At 62.2% G+C, this 18,151-nt stretch carries 17 protein-coding genes; 12 read left to right on the top strand and 5 right to left on the bottom strand.

From position 1 onward, the window contains the following. Window positions 1–357 carry a CidA/LrgA family protein gene (locus M5C56_RS12530; RefSeq protein ID WP_103495800.1) on the bottom strand — a complete coding sequence of 119 codons (357 nt, stop codon included), beginning with the start codon at window positions 355–357 and terminating at the stop codon, window positions 1–3. 163 nt (window positions 358–520) lie between these two features. Between M5C56_RS12530 and M5C56_RS12525 the strand changes: the two genes are divergently transcribed. From M5C56_RS12525 to M5C56_RS12515, 3 genes are all read left to right on the top strand, one after another. Further along, window positions 521–976 carry a MaoC family dehydratase gene (locus M5C56_RS12525; protein ID WP_103495799.1) on the top strand — a complete coding sequence of 152 codons (456 nt, stop codon included), beginning with the start codon at window positions 521–523 and terminating at the stop codon, window positions 974–976. A gap of 102 nt (window positions 977–1,078) precedes the next feature. After that, the gene (locus M5C56_RS12520) at window positions 1,079–2,797 is read left to right on the top strand and encodes a C13 family peptidase (RefSeq protein WP_103495798.1); all 1,719 of its coding nucleotides are present in this window, start codon (window positions 1,079–1,081) and stop codon (window positions 2,795–2,797) included. Window positions 2,798–2,824: 27 nt separating this feature from the next. Further along, window positions 2,825–3,466 carry an NAD(P)H-binding protein gene (locus M5C56_RS12515; protein WP_103495797.1) on the top strand — a complete coding sequence of 214 codons (642 nt, stop codon included), beginning with the start codon at window positions 2,825–2,827 and terminating at the stop codon, window positions 3,464–3,466. 130 nt (window positions 3,467–3,596) lie between these two features. Here M5C56_RS12515 and M5C56_RS12510 read toward each other — a convergent pair whose 3' ends face one another. The 4 genes from M5C56_RS12510 to M5C56_RS12495 form a co-directional block, all read right to left on the bottom strand. Beyond that, window positions 3,597–3,884 carry a YceK/YidQ family lipoprotein gene (locus M5C56_RS12510; protein WP_103495796.1) on the bottom strand — a complete coding sequence of 96 codons (288 nt, stop codon included), beginning with the start codon at window positions 3,882–3,884 and terminating at the stop codon, window positions 3,597–3,599. Beyond that, a complete protein-coding gene (gene ubiX, locus M5C56_RS12505; protein ID WP_103495795.1) occupies window positions 3,877–4,509 on the bottom strand; it encodes a flavin prenyltransferase UbiX in 633 nt (210 codons plus the stop codon). Before ubiX ends, M5C56_RS12510 begins: the two co-directional genes overlap by 8 nt. Beyond that, entirely contained in the window at window positions 4,506–5,855 is a 1,350-nt protein-coding gene (gene mpl, locus M5C56_RS12500) for a UDP-N-acetylmuramate:L-alanyl-gamma-D-glutamyl-meso-diaminopimelate ligase (protein WP_247263173.1), read from the bottom strand. The genes ubiX and mpl overlap by 4 nt, the downstream gene beginning before the upstream one ends. Before the next feature lie 211 nt (window positions 5,856–6,066). Further along, window positions 6,067–7,983: a sigma-54-dependent Fis family transcriptional regulator gene (locus M5C56_RS12495; RefSeq protein ID WP_103497280.1), complete on the bottom strand. Its 1,917-nt coding sequence runs from the start codon at window positions 7,981–7,983 to the stop codon at window positions 6,067–6,069. 293 nt (window positions 7,984–8,276) lie between these two features. Here M5C56_RS12495 and M5C56_RS12490 point away from each other — a divergent pair, with 293 nt between their 5' ends. The 9 genes from M5C56_RS12490 (at window position 8,277) to M5C56_RS12450 (ending at window position 17,872) form a co-directional block, all read left to right on the top strand. Continuing rightward, complete coding sequence (locus tag M5C56_RS12490) at window positions 8,277–9,797, top strand: aldehyde dehydrogenase family protein (protein ID WP_103497281.1); 1,521 nt, start codon at window positions 8,277–8,279, stop codon at window positions 9,795–9,797. Window positions 9,798–10,042: 245 nt separating this feature from the next. After that, complete coding sequence (gene eat / locus M5C56_RS12485) at window positions 10,043–11,413, top strand: ethanolamine permease (RefSeq protein ID WP_152741724.1); 1,371 nt, start codon at window positions 10,043–10,045, stop codon at window positions 11,411–11,413. Window positions 11,414–11,593: 180 nt separating this feature from the next. After that, window positions 11,594–12,988, top strand: a complete 1,395-nt coding sequence (locus M5C56_RS12480) for an ethanolamine ammonia-lyase subunit EutB (RefSeq protein ID WP_103498206.1) — start codon at window positions 11,594–11,596, stop codon at window positions 12,986–12,988. Next, window positions 12,985–13,815, top strand: a complete 831-nt coding sequence (eutC, locus tag M5C56_RS12475) for an ethanolamine ammonia-lyase subunit EutC (protein ID WP_103498205.1) — start codon at window positions 12,985–12,987, stop codon at window positions 13,813–13,815. Before M5C56_RS12480 ends, eutC begins: the two co-directional genes overlap by 4 nt. A 103-nt stretch (window positions 13,816–13,918) precedes the next feature. Beyond that, on the top strand, window positions 13,919–14,377 hold the full coding sequence (locus M5C56_RS12470) for a GNAT family N-acetyltransferase (protein ID WP_103498204.1): 459 nt from the start codon (window positions 13,919–13,921) through the stop codon (window positions 14,375–14,377). A gap of 284 nt (window positions 14,378–14,661) precedes the next feature. Then, on the top strand, window positions 14,662–15,318 hold the full coding sequence (locus M5C56_RS12465; protein ID WP_103498203.1) for a DedA family protein: 657 nt from the start codon (window positions 14,662–14,664) through the stop codon (window positions 15,316–15,318). Between the two features lie 4 nt (window positions 15,319–15,322). Next, a complete protein-coding gene (locus M5C56_RS12460; protein WP_103498202.1) occupies window positions 15,323–16,162 on the top strand; it encodes a zinc-dependent peptidase in 840 nt (279 codons plus the stop codon). 198 nt (window positions 16,163–16,360) lie between these two features. Then, the gene (gene ppa / locus M5C56_RS12455) at window positions 16,361–16,888 is read left to right on the top strand and encodes an inorganic diphosphatase (RefSeq protein WP_100941554.1); all 528 of its coding nucleotides are present in this window, start codon (window positions 16,361–16,363) and stop codon (window positions 16,886–16,888) included. A gap of 228 nt (window positions 16,889–17,116) precedes the next feature. Beyond that, window positions 17,117–17,872: an XRE family transcriptional regulator gene (locus M5C56_RS12450; protein WP_177099259.1), complete on the top strand. Its 756-nt coding sequence runs from the start codon at window positions 17,117–17,119 to the stop codon at window positions 17,870–17,872. The last annotated feature ends 279 nt before the right edge of the window (window positions 17,873–18,151 follow it).

The raw sequence follows: 18,151 nt of genomic DNA, 5'->3' as shown, positions 1-18,151 counted from the left end.
TTACTCTCCGCGCCGGGCGTGGCGCTTGATCAGGGCGTTCATCAATACCCCGACAAATGCCATGGAGATCAACACCGACAACACCAGTGCCCCAGCAATCGCCCAGAAGTCCGCGGCGATCTGCCTGGCATAGACCATCACGCCCACCGCCGGCGGCACCAGCAACAGCGGCAGATAACGCAACAAACTGGAGGCCGCCTCACTCAACGGCGCACTGACTTCGCCACGCACCATCAGAAACCCCAGCAGGAACAACAGGCCGATAATCGGCCCCGGCAACACCGGCACACACAAATGATTGAGGGCGGTGCCGAGCAACTGAAACAGCACCAGCCAGGTCAGGCCGCGTAACAACATCCGAACTCTCCCCTGAAGATGCCAGCATTATAAGCACGCCCATATAGCGCCATTCACCAAAGGTAGGGTGCCTTGACCGGGCACATGTCCCATGATGATCTACAGTGGATGCCAAGGGCTGCAACCCGAGGCCCGATAACTCGATAGACCAAGGAGTGTGTCAATGCCCTATGTACCTGTAGCGCAGCTCAACGATTATGTCGGCAAGGAACTCGGACATTCCGAATGGCTCACCATCGACCAGGCGCGGATCAACCTGTTCGCCGAAGCTACCGGCGACTATCAGTTCATCCATGTCGACCCGGTCAAGGCCGCGCAAACCCCGTTCGGCAGCACCATCGCCCACGGTTTCCTGTCGCTGTCGCTGATTCCAAAACTGATGGAAGACATCTTCATCATGCCCGAAGGCCTGAAGATGGCGGTCAACTACGGCCTGGACAGCGTGCGCTTCATCCAGCCGGTGAAGGTCGACTCGCGGGTGCGCCTCAAGGTCGAACTGACCGAGGTCACCGAGAAAAAACCCGGCCAATGGCTGCTCAAGGCCACTGCCACGCTGGAAATCGAAGGCCAGGAAAAACCCGCCTATATCGCTGAACCGCTGTCACTCTGCTTCGTCTGATCCGTCGTACTCACGAAACAGAGTGCACTCTGTTTCGTGCAGGACACTGGACACGCCATATTGCTACGGCATACTCGGTCCCCTAATTATCCGGATCCCGTTATGCGCCCACTCGTACCCCTTGCTTTGACCCTGCTGCTCACCGCCTGCGGTGATGGCGAATCGCTACTGCCGCCGGACGCTCGTCTGCCGGACGGCGGTCGCTATCGCGGCGAAGTGATCAATGGGCTGCTGCAAGGCCAGGGTCGCATCGACTACCCCAGCGGCAGCTGGTACGCCGGCCAGTTCGACCATGGCCAGTGGCAAGGCGACGGCGAGTGGCACGGCAGCAATGGCGAGGTCTACAAGGGTCAGTTCCAGCAGGGCCTGTTCCACGGCCAGGGCACCTTGACCGTGCACGACAGCGTCTACACCGGTGGCTTCAAGCAGGGCCGGCGCGATGGCGAAGGCACGCTCAAAGAAGCCGGCATGACCTACCGCGGCGAATTCAAGGACGACCAGTACTCGGGCCTCGGCCATCTGGAACTGGAAGACGGCAGCCAATACCAGGGCGAGTTCGCCCACGGCAAGCCCAACGGCGAGGGGCAGCGCAGCGATGCCAACGGCAACCTGTTCACCGGCCACTTCGTCAACGGTCAACTGGAAGGGGTTGGCACCTTCAACAGCGCCGACGGCGACCAGTATGCCGGCGGTTTCAAGCGCAACCAGCTCAATGGCAAGGGCCGCTACGAAAATGCCGATGGCGATGTCTGGATCGGTGAATTCAAGGACGGCGTACTCAGCGGCAAGGGCCAACTGATCGGCGTCGACGGCAGCCACTATCGCGGCGAATTCAGCGAGTGGCGCTTCAACGGCCAGGGGCATTTGACCCTGGGCGACGGCAGCGTCTATATCGGCGAGTTCGCCAGCGACACCTATAACGGTCGTGGCAGCCTGACCCTGGCCGACGGCAGTGTGCAAAGCGGCACCTGGACCAACGGCCAGCGGGTCCGCGATGCCGACGGCAAGCTGCTGCCCGACCTGCTGGAGCTTGGCCTGCTGGCCCAGGGCCCGCTGCTGGACAAAGCCCTGGCCGCCGTGCCGGCCTCTACCCCGGCGATCGAACTCTACAGCCTGGTACTGGCCGGCGACGGCAAGCAAAGCGTATTCATGCGCGAGGCCGATTACGTCAACCAGATGCTCGCCACCCGCTTCGGCGCCTATGGCCAGATCAGCCTGGTGAACCATCGCGACCACCTGGGCGATCGGCCGATGGCCACCCGCGAGAACCTGCGCCGCGCCGCCCAGACCCTGGCCGAGCGCAGCGGGCCGGAAGACCTGATCTTCATCTACCTGACCAGTCATGGCACCCATGAACACGAGTTCGTGCTGGATCAGCCACGCCTGGAACTGGCCGACCTGCCGGCCGATGAACTGGCCTCGGCGCTGGCACCGCTGAAAAACCGCGACAAGGTCATCGTGATTTCCGCTTGTTACTCCGGCGGCTTCATCCCGGCGCTCAAGGATGAAAGAACCCTGATCATGACCGCGTCCCGCGAGGACCGGGTTTCCTTCGGCTGTTCCGAGGAAGCGGATTTCACCTATTTCGGTGACGCCCTGTTCGCCCAGGCGCTGAACCAGACCGACGACCTGCAGCAAGCCTTCGCCCTGGCCAAGGCCCATGTCGCCGAGCGCGAGCAGGCGGATAATTTCGAGGCGTCGGAACCGCAGATCTGGGCCCCCAAGGGCGTGCTGGCACATTGGCAAGCGTTGCGTAAACAACAGGCACGAAAAGCGTTGCAAAGCGCTTCGCTAGACAGCAAGACTGCCAAGAGCAACTAAGCTGAACTGTATCAAGGGAGGTCTTTTATGTACTTGACGCCTCAGCATATCCTGCTCGCTGGAGCCACCGGCCTGACCGGTGAACATCTACTTGACCGCCTGCTCAACGAGCCGACGGTTACCCGTGTACTGGCACCCTCGCGCCGACCGTTGGCCGAACATCCGCACCTGGAAAATCCGGTGGGCGATCCAGCGATTTTCCTGCCGCAGTTGAGTGGCCGTGTGGACCTGGCCATCTGCTGCCTGGGCACCACCATCAAGCTGGCGGGTTCCGAGGAAGCGTTTCGCGCCGTGGACCATGACATGGTCGTGGCCTTTGGCAAGCGCGCACGGGAAATGGGCGCGCGGCACCTGATCGTGGTCAGTGCCATCGATGCCGATCCAAAATCCAAGGTGTTCTACAGCCGGGTCAAGGGCGAGATGGAACAGTCACTGCGGGCGCAGAACTGGCCGCAGCTGACCATCGCCCGTCCTTCGTTGCTGCTGGGAGAGCGGGTCGAGCCGCGCCTGGCGGAACAGTTGGCGGCGCCGCTGTCGAAACTGATTCCGGGGAAATATCGCGGTATCGAGGCCTGCCAGTTGGCGCGAGCGCTGTGGCGCCTGGCGCTGGAAGAGCAGGATGGGGTGCGGATTGTCGAGTCGGACGAATTGCGTCGGCTGGGCAAATAGCACCACCCTGCGTGAAGAGCAATGGAATGCATACCCTGTGGGAGCGGTGCTTGCCCGCGAAGACGGCGGTGAGGCCACTAAAAGCTTCGCGGGCAAGCACCGCTCCCACAGGTTAGGTTGTCACTCGGAGCTACAACCCGCCCGTCGCCTGATACCCCACGCCCAATACCGTCAACACCGACAGCGGCAACAACAGCGTATCCAGCAACGCACTGGCAGGCAGATCCACCCCGGGATAACTCGGCGCCTCTGCCCCAAAGCGGTCATAAGCGCAACAACCACCCTGCAACGCATACAGATCCAGGCGCATCCCCGAATACACTATGGGTGCTCCTGCCTTGCCGGCGTCCAGGGTCCGCGCGGTCGCACAGCCGGCCAGTTGCAGCGCCAGCAGCAGGTACAGCAGCGGCCTACTCATCACTGCTCAAATGGTGTTCGCCCCAACGCGGCAGCATGTCCTGGGGGATATTCAACAGGTTGAGAATCCGCGCCACGACAAAATCCACCAGGTCATCGATGGTCTGCGGCTGATGATAAAAGCCCGGCGACGCCGGCAGGATGGTCACGCCCATATTCGACAGCTTGAGCATATGCTCCAGATGAATGCTCGAATACGGCGCCTCGCGCGGCACCAGGATCAACTGACGGCGCTCCTTGAGAGTGACATCCGCCGCCCGTTCGATCAGGTTGTTGCAGGCCCCCGTGGCAATCGCCGACAAAGTCCCGGTGGAACAGGGCACCACCACCATCGCCGCCGGCGCGCCGGAGCCCGAGGCCACCGGCGACATCCAGTCTTCCTTGCCATACACCCGGATCTGTCCGGCCGCCGCGCCGGTATATTCCGTGAGGAAAGCCTGCATCATCTGCGGCTTGGCCGGCAGCGCCACATCGGTCTCCGTGGCCATGACCAACTGCGCGGCCTTGGAGATCAGAAAATGCACCTCGCGGTCCTCGCGCACCAGGCAGTCGAGCAGGCGCAGGCCATAGGGCGCGCCGGAAGCGCCGGTCATCGCCAAAGTGATGCGTTCCGGTCCGTTGTTCATTGCAGCGCCTCGGCCAGTTTGCCGTGCAGGCCGCCGAAGCCGCCGTTGCTCATGATCACCACGTGGGTGCCGGGTTTGGCCTGGCTTTTCACCCGTTCGATAATGCCTTCCAGGGAATCGCTGACGATGGACGGCACCGAGCACAGCGCCGCGGTGGCACCCAGGTCCCAACCGAGATTGGCCGGCGCATACCAGATCACCTGATCGGCCTGGACCACGCTGTCCGGCAAACCGTCGCGGTGGGCACCGAGTTTCATCGAGTTGGAGCGCGGCTCGATAATCGCGATCAGGGGCGCATCGCCGATTTTCTTGCGCAGGCCATCCAGGGTGGTGGCGATGGCCGTCGGGTGGTGGGCGAAGTCGTCGTAGATCGTCACGCCGTGGACCTCGGCGACCTTTTCCATCCGCCGCTTCACGCTCTTGAACGCGCTGAGGGCGGCAATACCCATGGCCGGCACCACACCGACATGCCGCGCCGCCGCCAGGGTGGCCAGGGCATTGGCAACGTTGTGCTGGCCGGTCAGGTCCCACTCGACCGTGCCTTGGGCCACGCCTTCGAACATCACTTCAAAGCGCGAGCCGTCTTCACTGAGCAGCTTGACCTGCCACTGACCGCCGGCGCCGGTGGTCTGCACCGGGGTCCAGCAGCCCATTTCGATCACGCGCTGCAAGGCCGGCTCGGTGGTCGGATGGATCACCAGGCCTTCGCTCGGGATGGTCCGCACCAGATGGTGGAATTGCCGCTCGATCGCCGCCAGGTCCGGAAAAATATCCGCGTGATCGAACTCCAGGTTGTTCAGGATCGCAGTGCGCGGGCGGTAGTGGACGAACTTGGAGCGCTTGTCGAAAAAGGCGCTGTCGTACTCATCGGCTTCGATCACGAAGAATGGCGTGCTGCCCAGGCGGGCCGATACCGAAAAGTTCTGCGGCACGCCGCCGATCAGGAACCCCGGGCTCATGCCGGCGTGCTCCAGCACCCAGGCGAGCATGCTGCTGGTGGTGGTCTTGCCGTGGGTGCCGGCCACGGCCAGGACCCAGCGGCCTTGCAGCACATGGTCCGCCAGCCACTGCGGGCCGGACACATAGGGCAGGCCCTTGTTCAAGACGTATTCGACCGCCGGATTGCCACGGGACATGGCATTGCCGATCACCACCAGGTCCGGGGCCGGATCGAGTTGTGCCGGATCGTAGCCCTGGGTCAGCTCGATGCCCTGGGCCTGGAGCTGGGTACTCATGGGCGGATAGACGTTGGCATCGGAACCGGTGACGTGATGGCCCAGTTCCTTGGCCAGCACGGCCATCGAACCCATGAACGTACCGCAGATACCCAGAATATGAATGTGCATAGTCGACCTCGTAAAACGTGGTCGCAGGTTAGCCCAGGGCGGAGGAAATCGCACCTGGTGTTTCTGGCTCAAGGACGCCTTCGCTGGCAAGCCAGGCTCCTACAGTTATGCGCCATACGCACCATGGCGTTACAACACAAATCCTGTAGGAGCAGGGCTTGCCCGCGAAGGCGTCAGTACAGGCACACTTGTACTAGAGACCAAAGCAGGCCTAGCGAGCGATCCCGTGCTTGCGCAGCTTGCGATACAGGGTGTTGCGGCTGACCCCCAGTTGCTCGGCTGTATGGGTCATGTGCCAGCGCTGCTGTTCCAGGGCATTGAGCAGGGCCAGGCGCTCGGCGTCTTCGAGGGGATGTCCGCACGGCTCATCAACCGCCACCGCGACCAGACTCGGCCGCGCCTGACGGATCAGCACCGGCAGGTCCTCAAGCCCGATCCGACCGTCCTCGCACAACGCCGCCAGCGTGCGCAACACCGTACGCATCTGCCGCACATTGCCTGGCCACTCGAATGCCAGCAACGCCTGACGCGCGGCGGCGTCAATCAATACGGGTTGATCGCCAGCCTCCTCCGCCAGCAGGAAATCCAGCAACTGCGATTTATCGCAGCGCTCGCGCAGCGCCGGCAAGGCAACTTCCAGCCCATTGAGCCGGTAGTACAGATCCTCGCGGAAACTGCCATCGCCGACCCGCTCCATCAGGTTACGGTGCGTGGCGCTGATAATCCGTACATTGACCGCCTCCGGCTCGCCGCCGATGGGTACCACCTGGCGATCCTCCAGCACCCGCAGCAAGCGGGTCTGCAAGGCCAACGGCATATCGCCAATCTCATCGAGAAACAGCGTGCCACCATCGGCCTGCTGCAGCTTGCCGCGCATGCCCTCCTTGCGCGCGCCGGTAAAACTGCCGCCGCGATAACCGAACAGTTCACTTTCGATCAGACTCTCGGGAATCGCCGCGCAGTTGAGGGCGACAAAGGCTTTCTCGGCACGCTGGCTGGCCTGGTGCACCGCCTTGGCGAAGGCCTCCTTGCCCGAACCGGTTTCGCCATTGATCAGCAAGGGCACATCGCGCTCGAAGACCCGTAGCGCCCGACGAAAATCCGTCTGCAAGGCCGGATCGCCCAGGCAGATGTTGGACGGCTTCGGCCGCTCCAGTGGTGCCGGGGTCGGCGCCAGCACCTTGGGCACGCTGCGTGGCTGACCGCGCAACACCGCGAACAGGGCACGGCCGTCACGGGTACGCAGTGGCCAACTGGCACTGGCCTGGGCACTGGCACGACCAAGCAGTTCATCCAGCGAGCAATCGAAGAACGCCTCCACCGGCTGGCCCAACAAACCGCTGCGCCCCTGCCCCAGCAGGTTCAGGGCACTCTGGTTGACGGCACTGATCCGACCTTCGCCGTCGAACGCCAACAACCCTTCGCTGAACAGCCCCACCGACTCGGCCTGCAAATGAAAACGCAGCAGCCAATGGTTGTCGTAATGCCGAAGGAAATAGCAGCTCTCGATCATCTTCGCCGAGAGATTGACCAGCGCCATGGTGTGGAACTGGCTCTGGCGCGACACGTCCGGACGGGCTGAGGACACGTCGAGCACCGCCATCAATTCGCCATGGGGATCGAAGACCGGGCTGGCGGAGCAGGTCAGGCCGGTGTGGCGACCACGAAAATGTTCATCCTGATGAATGGTCAGGGACTGGCGCTCCACCAGGCAGGTGCCGATGCCGTTGGTGCCTTCGCAGGCCTCGCTCCAGTCGGCGCCGAGCCAGAGGCCGGCGCGCTCGAAGATCTTGCGTTCGGCGGGCGCGGTGACACAGTTGAGGATCACCCCGCGGGCATCGGTGAGCAGCACCGCGTGGCCGGCACCGGAGAGCTGCTGGTGCAGGCTGGTCATTTCATTACCGGCAATCTGCAGGACCTGACGCAGGTGCTCGCGGCTTTCCAGCAGGCGACCGTGTTCAAGCACGGTGGGCGCGATGCTCAGCGAGGGGTCGAGGTGATAGTCCTCCAGGCAACGCAGCCAGGAGCGGGCAATGGACGGATCACTGCCGGGACCGCCCGGGTGGGCCTTGCCCTGGGTCACGGTCAGCACCTGCTGGGCATGGCGACTCAGATGGTTGTTCTGCATTTCTTATTATTCTCCCGACCTGTAGGTGCGGATGGATGACCAGCATCCTCCAGCGCCACGAGCAATGCAATCACCCCGCGACCGCCGAGTCACAGGCTGTGCCAATCACGGTACAAACTGTCACCCTGGCTGTGTCATCCCTGTTGCAACACCCCCGCCATCTGCCACCGGAGACACCCGGCAACCGCTCTGGAACCCGGACCTCGACGCACTGGCCCGACCTTTGCTCTACGCTTATGAAGCGCTCAAGCGCGTACTCCCTTATAAGCACAATAGCCAAGGAGACACACACCATGCGTTACGCCCACCCTGGTACTGCCGGCGCCATCGTTACGTTCAAGTCCAAGTACGGCAACTACATCAATGGCGAATTCGTCGCGCCTGTCGACGGCCAGTATTTCACCAACACCTCCCCGGTCAATGGCAAGGCCATTGCCGAATTCCCCCGTTCCAACGCCAAGGATATCGACAAGGCCCTTGACGCCGCCCATGCCGCCGCCGATGCCTGGGGCGCCACCTCGGTCCAGGCGCGCTCGCTGGCCCTGCTGAAAATCGCCGACCGTATCGAACAGAACCTCGAACTGCTGGCCATCACCGAAAGCTGGGACAACGGCAAGGCCGTGCGCGAAACCCTCAACGCCGACATCCCTCTGGCCGCTGACCATTTCCGTTACTTCGCCGGTTGCCTGCGGGCCCAGGAAGGCAGCGCCGCGGAAATCGACGGCAACACCGTGGCCTATCACATCCATGAACCGCTGGGCGTGGTCGGGCAGATCATCCCGTGGAACTTCCCGATCCTGATGGCCGCCTGGAAACTCGCTCCGGCCCTGGCCGCCGGCAACTGCGTGGTACTCAAGCCGGCCGAGCAGACTCCGCTGGGCATCACCGTGCTGATGGAACTGATCGGCGACCTGCTGCCACCTGGCGTGCTGAACGTGGTGCAAGGGTTCGGCAAAGAAGCCGGCGAAGCCCTGGCCACCAGCAAGCGCATCGCCAAGATCGCCTTTACCGGCTCGACTCCGGTCGGCTCGCACATCATGAAATGCGCGGCCGAGAACATCATCCCGTCCACCGTGGAGCTGGGCGGCAAGTCGCCGAACATCTTCTTCGCCGACATCATGAAAGCCGAGCCGAGCTTTATCGAAAAGGCCGCCGAAGGCCTTGTCCTGGCCTTCTTCAACCAGGGCGAAGTCTGTACCTGCCCGTCCCGCGCCCTGATTGAAGAGTCGATCTACGACGAGTTCATGCAAGTGGTGATGAAGAAAGTCGAGCAGATCAAACGGGGCGACCCGCTGGACACCGACACCATGGTCGGCGCCCAGGCTTCCGAGCAGCAGTTCGACAAGATCCTCTCCTACCTGGAAATCGCCAAGCAGGAAGGCGCGCAGTTGCTGACCGGCGGCCAGGTGCAGAAACTCGAGGGCGATCTGGCCACCGGCTATTACATCCAGCCGACCCTGCTCAAGGGCACCAACAAGATGCGCGTGTTCCAGGAAGAAATCTTTGGCCCGGTGGTGAGCATCACCACCTTCAAGGACGAAGCCGAAGCCCTGGCGATTGCCAACGACACCGAGTTCGGTCTCGGTGCGGGCCTGTGGACCCGTGATATCAACCGCGCCTACCGCGTGGGCCGGGCGATCAAGGCCGGTCGCGTCTGGACCAACTGCTACCACCTGTACCCGGCGCATGCGGCGTTCGGCGGCTACAAGAAGTCCGGCGTGGGTCGCGAAACCCACAAAATGATGCTCGATCATTACCAGCAGACCAAGAACCTGCTGGTGAGCTATGACATCAATCCACTTGGGTTCTTCTAAACCCTGAGGCCGCCTTCGCGGGCAAGCCAGGCTCCTACAGGTTTCGTGTTGTACGCCCTCTCGGGTACGACACTACATTGTAGGAGCAGGGCTTGTCGGGGCGCCGAACCGCCGCGAAGAGGCCGTCACTGACACCCTGAAAATAACGCCTGGCCGCTCTGGCACGGGCTTTGCGTGCACACTGTACCGAAAATCGATACCCGCAAGTCCAACACCCAAACAATAAAAATGACAAGCGAGGACTTATGACAACCCAAACCGAACTCAAACCCACCCTCGGCACCCTGCACCTCTGGGGCATCGCCGTGGGCCTGGTGATCTCCGGCGAATACTTCGGCTGGAGCTATGGCTGGGGGACCGCCGGCACCATGGGCTTCCTCGTCACCACCCTGCTGGTGGCGACCATGTACACCTGCTTCATCTTCAGCTTCACCGAACTGACCACCGCGATTCCCCATGCCGGCGGGCCTTTTGCCTACAGCCGCCGGGCCTTCGGTGAACGTGGTGGGCTGATCGCAGGGATCGCCACCCTGATCGAATTTGTCTTCGCCCCGCCGGCCATTGCCATGGCCATCGGCGCCTACCTCAATGTCCAGTACCCGGACCTAGACCCGCGCCTGGCCGCCGTCGGCGCCTACGTGGTGTTCATGGGCCTGAATATCCTCGGCGTCAGCATCGCCGCCACCTTCGAACTGGTGGTGACGGTGCTCGCGGTGGCCGAGTTGCTGGTGTTCATGGGCGTGGTCGCGCCGGGCTTCAGCTTCAGCAATTTCGTGCTCAACGGCTGGTCCGGCTCAACCAACTTCAGCATCGATTCGATCCCCGGCATCTTCGCCGCGATCCCCTTCGCGATCTGGTTCTTCCTCGCCATCGAAGGCGCGGCCATGGCCGCCGAAGAGGCCAAGGACCCCAAGCGCACCATTCCCAAGGCCTATGTCGGCGGCATTCTGACCCTGGTGTTCCTGGCCCTCGGCGTGATGGTGATGGCCGGCGGCGTCGGCGACTGGCGCCAGCTGTCGAACATCAACGACCCGTTGCCCCAGGCGATGAAAGCCGTGGTCGGCAATAACTCCAGCTGGATGCATATGCTGGTGTGGATCGGCCTGTTCGGCCTGGTGGCCAGCTTCCACGGGATCATCCTCGGTTACTCACGGCAGTTCTTCGCCCTGGCCCGGGCCGGTTACCTGCCACGCTCGCTGGCCAAGCTGTCGCGCTTCCAGACCCCGCACCGGGCCATCCTGGCCGGCGGCGTGATCGGCATCGCGGCGATCTACAGCGACGGGCTGGTCAACCTGCAAGGCATGAGCCTGACGGCGGCGATGATCACCATGTCGGTATTCGGTGCCATTGTGATGTACATCATCAGTATGCTGAGCCTGTTCAAGCTGCGTAAAACCGAGCCAAACCTGGAGCGCAGCTTCCGCGCGCCGGGCTACCCGATCATCCCGGGTATCGCGCTGGTCCTGGCGGTGGTGTGCCTGATCGCGATGGCCTGGTTCAACACCCTGATCGGCCTGATTTTCCTCGGTTTCATGGCGGTGGGCTTCATCTACTTCCAGCTGACCGCCAGCCAGCGCTCGGACGCACCGGCGGACGCTATGCTCACAGGTAACTGATTGCACCAGCACGGGGCGCCCTGCGCCCCGGCGCTGTACATATGAACACCGCTGAACTGTAGGAACCGGCTTGCTGGCGATGAGGCCAGTAAGACATGCATAGCCTGGTCGGCTGCCATCGCCAGCAAGCCGTCTCCTACAAGGAAGGGTTATCGTTAAAGTTCAGGAGGACACCGCCCCATGGCCACATTCGCCCATTCCGTCGGCGCCCAGACCTACCGCTTCGACAGCCTCAAGGATGTCATGGCCAAGGCCAGCCCCGCCCGCTCCGGTGATTTCCTGGCCGGGGTCGCCGCCCTCAATGACGGCGAACGGGTCGCGGCCCAGATGGCCCTGGCCAATATTCCCCTCAAGCATTTCCTCGAGGAAATGCTGATCCCCTATGAATCCGATGAAGTCACCCGGCTGATCGTCGACACCCACGACAAACAGGCCTTCGCCGTCGTCAGCCACCTGACCGTCGGCGGACTGCGCGACTGGCTACTCAGCGACGCCGCCGACGAACAGAGCCTGCGCGCCCTGGCCCCGGGCCTGACCCCGGAAATGGCCGCCGCCGTGTCGAAGATCATGCGCGTCCAGGACCTGGTGCTGGTGGCGCAAAAAATCCGCGTGGTGACCCAATTCCGCGGCACCCTGGGCCTGCGCGGTCGCCTGTCGACCCGCCTGCAACCCAACCACCCCACCGACGATCCGGCCGGCATTGCCGCCAGCGTCCTCGACGGCCTGCTCTACGGCAACGGCGACGCCATGATCGGCATCAACCCGGCCACCGACAGCCTGAGCTCGATCTGCGACCTGCTGAATATGCTCGACGCGGTCATCAAACGTTACGAAATCCCCACCCAGGCCTGCGTGCTGACCCACGTCACCACCTCCATCGAGGCGATCAACCGTGGCGTGCCCCTGGACCTGGTGTTCCAGTCGATTGCCGGCACCGAAGCGGCCAACGCCAGTTTCGGCATCAGCCTGAGCGTCCTGCAGGAAGGCTACGACGCCGGCCTGAGCCTGAATCGCGGCACCCTCGGGCAAAACCTGATGTATTTCGAAACCGGCCAGGGCAGCGCGCTGTCGGCCAACGCCCACTTCGGCGTCGACCAGCAGACCTGCGAAACCCGCGCCTACGCCGTGGCCCGGCATTTCAAACCCTTCCTGGTCAACACCGTGGTCGGCTTTATCGGCCCGGAATACCTCTATAACGGCAAGCAGATCATCCGCGCCGGCCTCGAAGACCACTTCTGCGGCAAACTGCTGGGCGTGCCCATGGGCTGCGACATCTGCTATACCAACCACGCCGAAGCCGACCAGGACGACATGGACACTCTGCTGACCCTGCTGGGGGTGGCCGGGATCAACTTCATCATGGGTATTCCCGGCTCCGACGACATCATGCTCAACTACCAGACCACCTCGTTCCACGACGCCTTGTATGCCCGCCAGACCCTGGGCCTCAAGCCCGCGCCGGAGTTCGAACAGTGGCTGGCGAAGATGGGCATCTTTACCCAGGCCGACGGCAAGGTGCACTTTGGCAACAGCCTGCCCCCGGCGTTTCGCCAGGCACTGGCGCAGCTCGGATGAACAACATGGCCAACGAGATCGACAACGACAATCCCTGGCTGCAACTGCGTCGCCTGACCCCGGCGCGTATCGCCCTGGGACGTACCGGCACCAGCCTGCCCACCCACGCACAACTGGATTTCCAGTTCGCCCACGCCCAGGCCCGCGACGCCGTGCACCTGCCGTTCGACCACGCCGGCTTGAGCGCCCAACTCGCCGAGCGTGGGCGGGAAACCCTGCTGCTGCACAGTGCTGCCGACGACCGCCACAGCTACCTGCAACGCCCGGATCTGGGTCGCAAGCTCAACAGCGCGTCAGCCCAACAGCTACGCGAGCATGCCCTGGCCCATCCCGGCGGTATCGACCTGGCCATTGTCGTGGCCGACGGTCTCTCGGCGCTGGCGGTGCATCGGCATACCCTGCCCTTCCTCAACCGCCTGGAGGAGCAGATCCGGGCCGAAGGCTGGTCGACGTCACCAGTGATCCTGGTGGAACAGGGACGAGTCGCGGTGGCTGACGAAATCGGCGAATTGCTCGGTGCGAAAATGACCGTGATCCTGATCGGCGAACGCCCCGGTCTGAGTTCGCCGGACAGCCTGGGTTTGTATTTCACCTATAATCCAAAAGTCGGCCTGACCGACGCCTACCGCAACTGCATCTCCAACGTGCGTCTGGAGGGCATGAGTTACGGCATGGCCGCGCACAAACTGCTGTACCTGATGAAAGAAGCCTGCCGCCGACAATTATCGGGGGTCAATCTCAAGGACGAGGCTCAAGTGCAAACGCTGGAGAGTGATTCGGATGTCCATTCAAACGGCAACTTCCTACTGGGCCCGCCCCAAGACTGACCGTCATCCGGATTGCGCTTTTCCCGCGCTTTGGGCAGCATCGACACCACGGCTGCCCGAGTGAACCGTTTGCCGTCATATCCACGAAGTTGAGGCCTGATCTATGCGGATTACTCAAGCGACCCTGGAACATCTGGACCTGCTGACGCCCCTGTTCGTCAAATACCGTGAATTCTACGGCGCACTGCCCTTCCCTGATTCCTCCCGCAGTTTCCTGGAAAAACGCCTGCGCCGCAAAGAGTCGGTGATTTACCTGGCGTTGGCCGACGATGACGACAAGAAGCTGCTCGGTTTCTGCCAGCTGTACCCAAGCTTTTCTTCGCTCTCACTCAAGCGCGTGTGGATCCTCAACGATATCTACGTCGCCGAGGACGCCCGTCGCCAGCTGGTGGCCGACAACCTGATGCGCACGGCGAAGAAAATGGCCCGTGACACCCATGCCGTTCGTCTGCGCGTGTCCACCAGCAGCAACAACCTGGTGGCGCAGAAAACCTACGAATCCATTGGTTTTCGCGAAGACAGCGAATTCAAGAACTACGTGCTGCCGATCGACGAAAAGTGATCATCGCACGCGCTCTGTAGGAGCTGGCTTGCCAGCGATAGCGGTAGTGAATACCACATCGCCATCACTGGCAGTCGAGCGTCGACCGGCGCTCTCACTGACTCGTGCATAACCTTCGCCCGACATCCCCCGCTACAAACTCAGCAGGCAGAAATCTCCCCAACTCTTATAATCCCGCTTTCTCACGGAATGTACGAAAAAACTACATTCCTTGTAGTTAACTACGCTTATCTATTTTCCTTGCACGGGTCCGCCGAGTCGGACCGTCCACACAGGTGCCACCCATGGATTTCAACCCGATCGACATAGTCCTGCATCTCGATGTCTACCTCGACATGCTGGTGAACAACTACGGGCCCTGGATCTACGCCATCCTGTTCCTGGTGATCTTCTGCGAAACCGGCCTGGTGGTGATGCCGTTCCTGCCGGGCGATTCGCTGCTGTTCATCGCCGGCGCGGTGGCCGCGGGCGGTGGCATGGACCCGGTACTGCTGGCCGGCCTGCTGATGCTGGCGGCGATTCTCGGCGACAGCACCAACTACATCATCGGTCGAACGGCGGGCGAGAAGCTCTTCAGCAACCCGAACTCGAAGATCTTCCGCCGCGACTATCTGCAGAAGACCCACGACTTCTATGATCGCCATGGCGGCAAGACCGTGACCCTGGCGCGCTTCCTGCCGATCCTGCGGACCTTCGCACCGTTCGTCGCCGGCGTTGGCAAAATGCCTTACCCGCGTTTCTTCATGTTCAGCATCCTCGGCACCATTTTCTGGGTCGGCGGCCTGGTCACCCTGGGTTATTTCTTCGGCAACGTACCGTTCATCAAGAAAAACCTGTCGCTGCTGGTCGTTGGCATCATCCTGCTGTCGCTGCTGCCGATGATCATCGGCGTGGTCCGCAGCCGCTTCGGCAACGCCGCGTCCAAAGCCGGCACCCACTGATCCCGTGTGGTCGCTGAGTGCCTGGCGTCGCCGGCGAACCCTGGCCCGCCACCCCGTTGCCGATGAAACCTGGCAACGGGTCCGCGAACACCTGAGCTTCCTCGACGGCCTGAGCGACGCCGAGGATCGCTGGCTGCGGGAACACAGCGTGCTGTTCCTCGACGACAAGCACCTGAGCGCCTTGCCGGGCGTCGAGCTGAACCAGGAACGCCGCCTGCTGCTGGCGGCCCAGGCACAACTGCCCCTGTTGCACTTGGGGGACTTGAACTGGTACCAGGGCTTCCATGAAATCGTCCTCTACCCGGACGACTTCCTCAGCCCTCAGCGCCATCGTGACGCCAGCGGCGTGGAGCACGAATGGGATGCCGAGCACAGCGGCGAAGCCTGGCAACAGGGCCCGATCATCCTGGCGTGGCCCGGCGTACAGGCCAGCGGCGGCTGGGAAGGCTACAACCTGGTGATCCACGAACTGGCGCACAAGCTCGATATGCTCAGCGGCAGCGCCAACGGCCTGCCACCGTTGCACGGCGACATGCGCGTAGGCGAATGGGCCAAGGTCATGCAACACGCCTACGACGACCTCAATCGCCAGTTGGACCGCAACCCCGACGCCGATACCGCGATTGATCCTTATGCCGCGGAAAACCCGGCGGAATTCTTCGCGGTGACCAGCGAATATTTCTTCAGTGCCCCGGATATCCTGGCCACGGCCTACCCGCAGGTGTACGAGCAATTGCGCGCGTTCTACCGCCAGGACCCGCTGGCGCGGCTGCAGCATCTGCAAGCCCACGACCCACGCTACCAGCCCGAAGCACAAGGCCCGAGCGCCACTCCCCACCTCTAGGAGCCGGCTTGCCGGCGATAGCGGTCGTCAGCACACCACAGGACTTCAGGACCTCACACTACCCAGCAGCCCCCGACCAAGGTGGTATTCCACACGTCCCGCCGCCCGTGGCATCGGCCCCGGAATATGCCTATAATCCCCGCCACTTTTTGGTCAAACCGGCCAAGTTTTCTGATCAACCAACGGGGGCATCGCCCAATGAGCTACAGCAAGATTCCGGCTGGCAAAGACCTGCCGAACGACATCTACGTCGCGATCGAGATTCCGGCCAACCACGCGCCGATCAAATACGAAATCGACAAAGACAGCGATTGCCTGTTCGTTGACCGTTTCATGGCCACCCCGATGTTCTACCCGGCCAACTACGGTTTCATCCCCAATACCCTGGCTGACGACGGCGACCCCCTCGACGTGCTGGTCGTGACCCCGTACCCGGTCACCCCAGGCTCGGTCATCCGTGCCCGTCCGGTCGGCATCCTGCACATGACCGACGACGGCGGCGGCGACGCCAAGGTCCTCGCGGTCCCACACGACAAACTGTCCCAGCTGTACGTCGACGTGAAGGAATACACCGACCTGCCACCGCTGCTGCTGGAGCAGATCAAGCACTTCTTCGAGAACTACAAGGATCTCGAAAAAGGCAAGTGGGTGAAGATCGAAGGCTGGGGCGATGCCGAAGCCGCCCGCGCCGAAATCATGAAGTCGGTCGCCGCTTACAAGGGCTGATCCGCCGCGCCCTGGCGCGAACTGAAAAACCCCGGCTTGCCGGGGTTTTTTTGTGCCTGTTTACCAATAAACAAACAAGAGTTTTAATGAATAAACACAACGACTCAGATTCAGCTATTTGAGTGTAGGAATTCTGAACAAACCCAATCAGTTCGTGTGCTGGCCGGGACAATTTTTGAACACCTCGTTTATTTAAACAGGTGTAGCACGCCAGTAAACTCCGTGTTCATGAATACATCAGGCGATCGCTTAAGGGCCCTCCTGCGGGAGTGCCACCTATCTGCTTCGGACTTCGCTGCCAACCGGCAAGTGACGCCGCAGCACGTCAATAACTGGTTCAAGCGCGGCATTCCCATGGCGCGACTGGACGAGATAGCCGAGTTGTTGTGCGTCAATAGCCGCTGGCTGCGCAACGGCGACGGACCCAAGCACCCCGGCAGCTCGAGCAACGAAGCTCAGGATGAAGAAGCGCAGCCTCTCCATGGCAAGGAGCCCTACTCGGCCCGTGACGAGCTGGCAGCAACCGAGCGCAACGATGTGCAAGTGCCGTTGTACAAGGAGACGCCAACGGCCCCCGGATCAAGCCTGACCCAGGTTGCGATCATCCCTGGGCGCAAGGTACGCCTGCCCTATCGCATCCTGCAGGCCATGGGTGTCGAGCCGGACCAGGCCATCTGCGCGCCCATGACCGGCAACAGCATGGCGGAAAAGATCCAGGACGGTTCCACCATTGCCATCGACCGCAGCCTGACCCAGGTGGTGGACGGCGAAATCTACGCGCTGGAGCACGACGGCATGTTGCGGGTGAAGTATGTCTATCGCCTGCCGGCGGGGGCTTTGCGGCTGCGCAGCCATAACAGCGCCGAGTACCCGGACGAAGTGTTCACGGCGGAACAGATCGACGAGCAGAATATCCGGGTACTGGGTTGGGTGTTCTGGTGGTCGACATTGAACAAGCGACGGCCGCCGGTGCCCTCAAAATAGGGGACAAGACATCTCTTATCTGAAAACGACAGCTCTGGCGTGTGGTTTTCGCTGGGAATCTGTCGTAAATGCCGGTATCCTGCGCGGCACATTTGGGCAGCGTCCTGCTTCCAGCAGGCCACATTGCCCACGACACGGCGCGAGACAACTGCGTGGTGTCCCACAACCAGATTTGCTCTGGATGTACATTTTGAAGGCGAGCGAGGCTTACCAAAAATAAGCCAAACCCGTCCCCGAGAAGCCGGCCACAAGCCGGCTTTTTAATGCCTGTTTGAAAAG

The organism is Pseudomonas sp. MWU13-2862, from assembly GCF_023242495.1.
GTDB classification, from domain to species: Bacteria; Pseudomonadota; Gammaproteobacteria; order Pseudomonadales; family Pseudomonadaceae; genus Aquipseudomonas; species Aquipseudomonas gingeri_D.
This window is presented reverse-complemented; position numbering and strand designations above follow the sequence as displayed.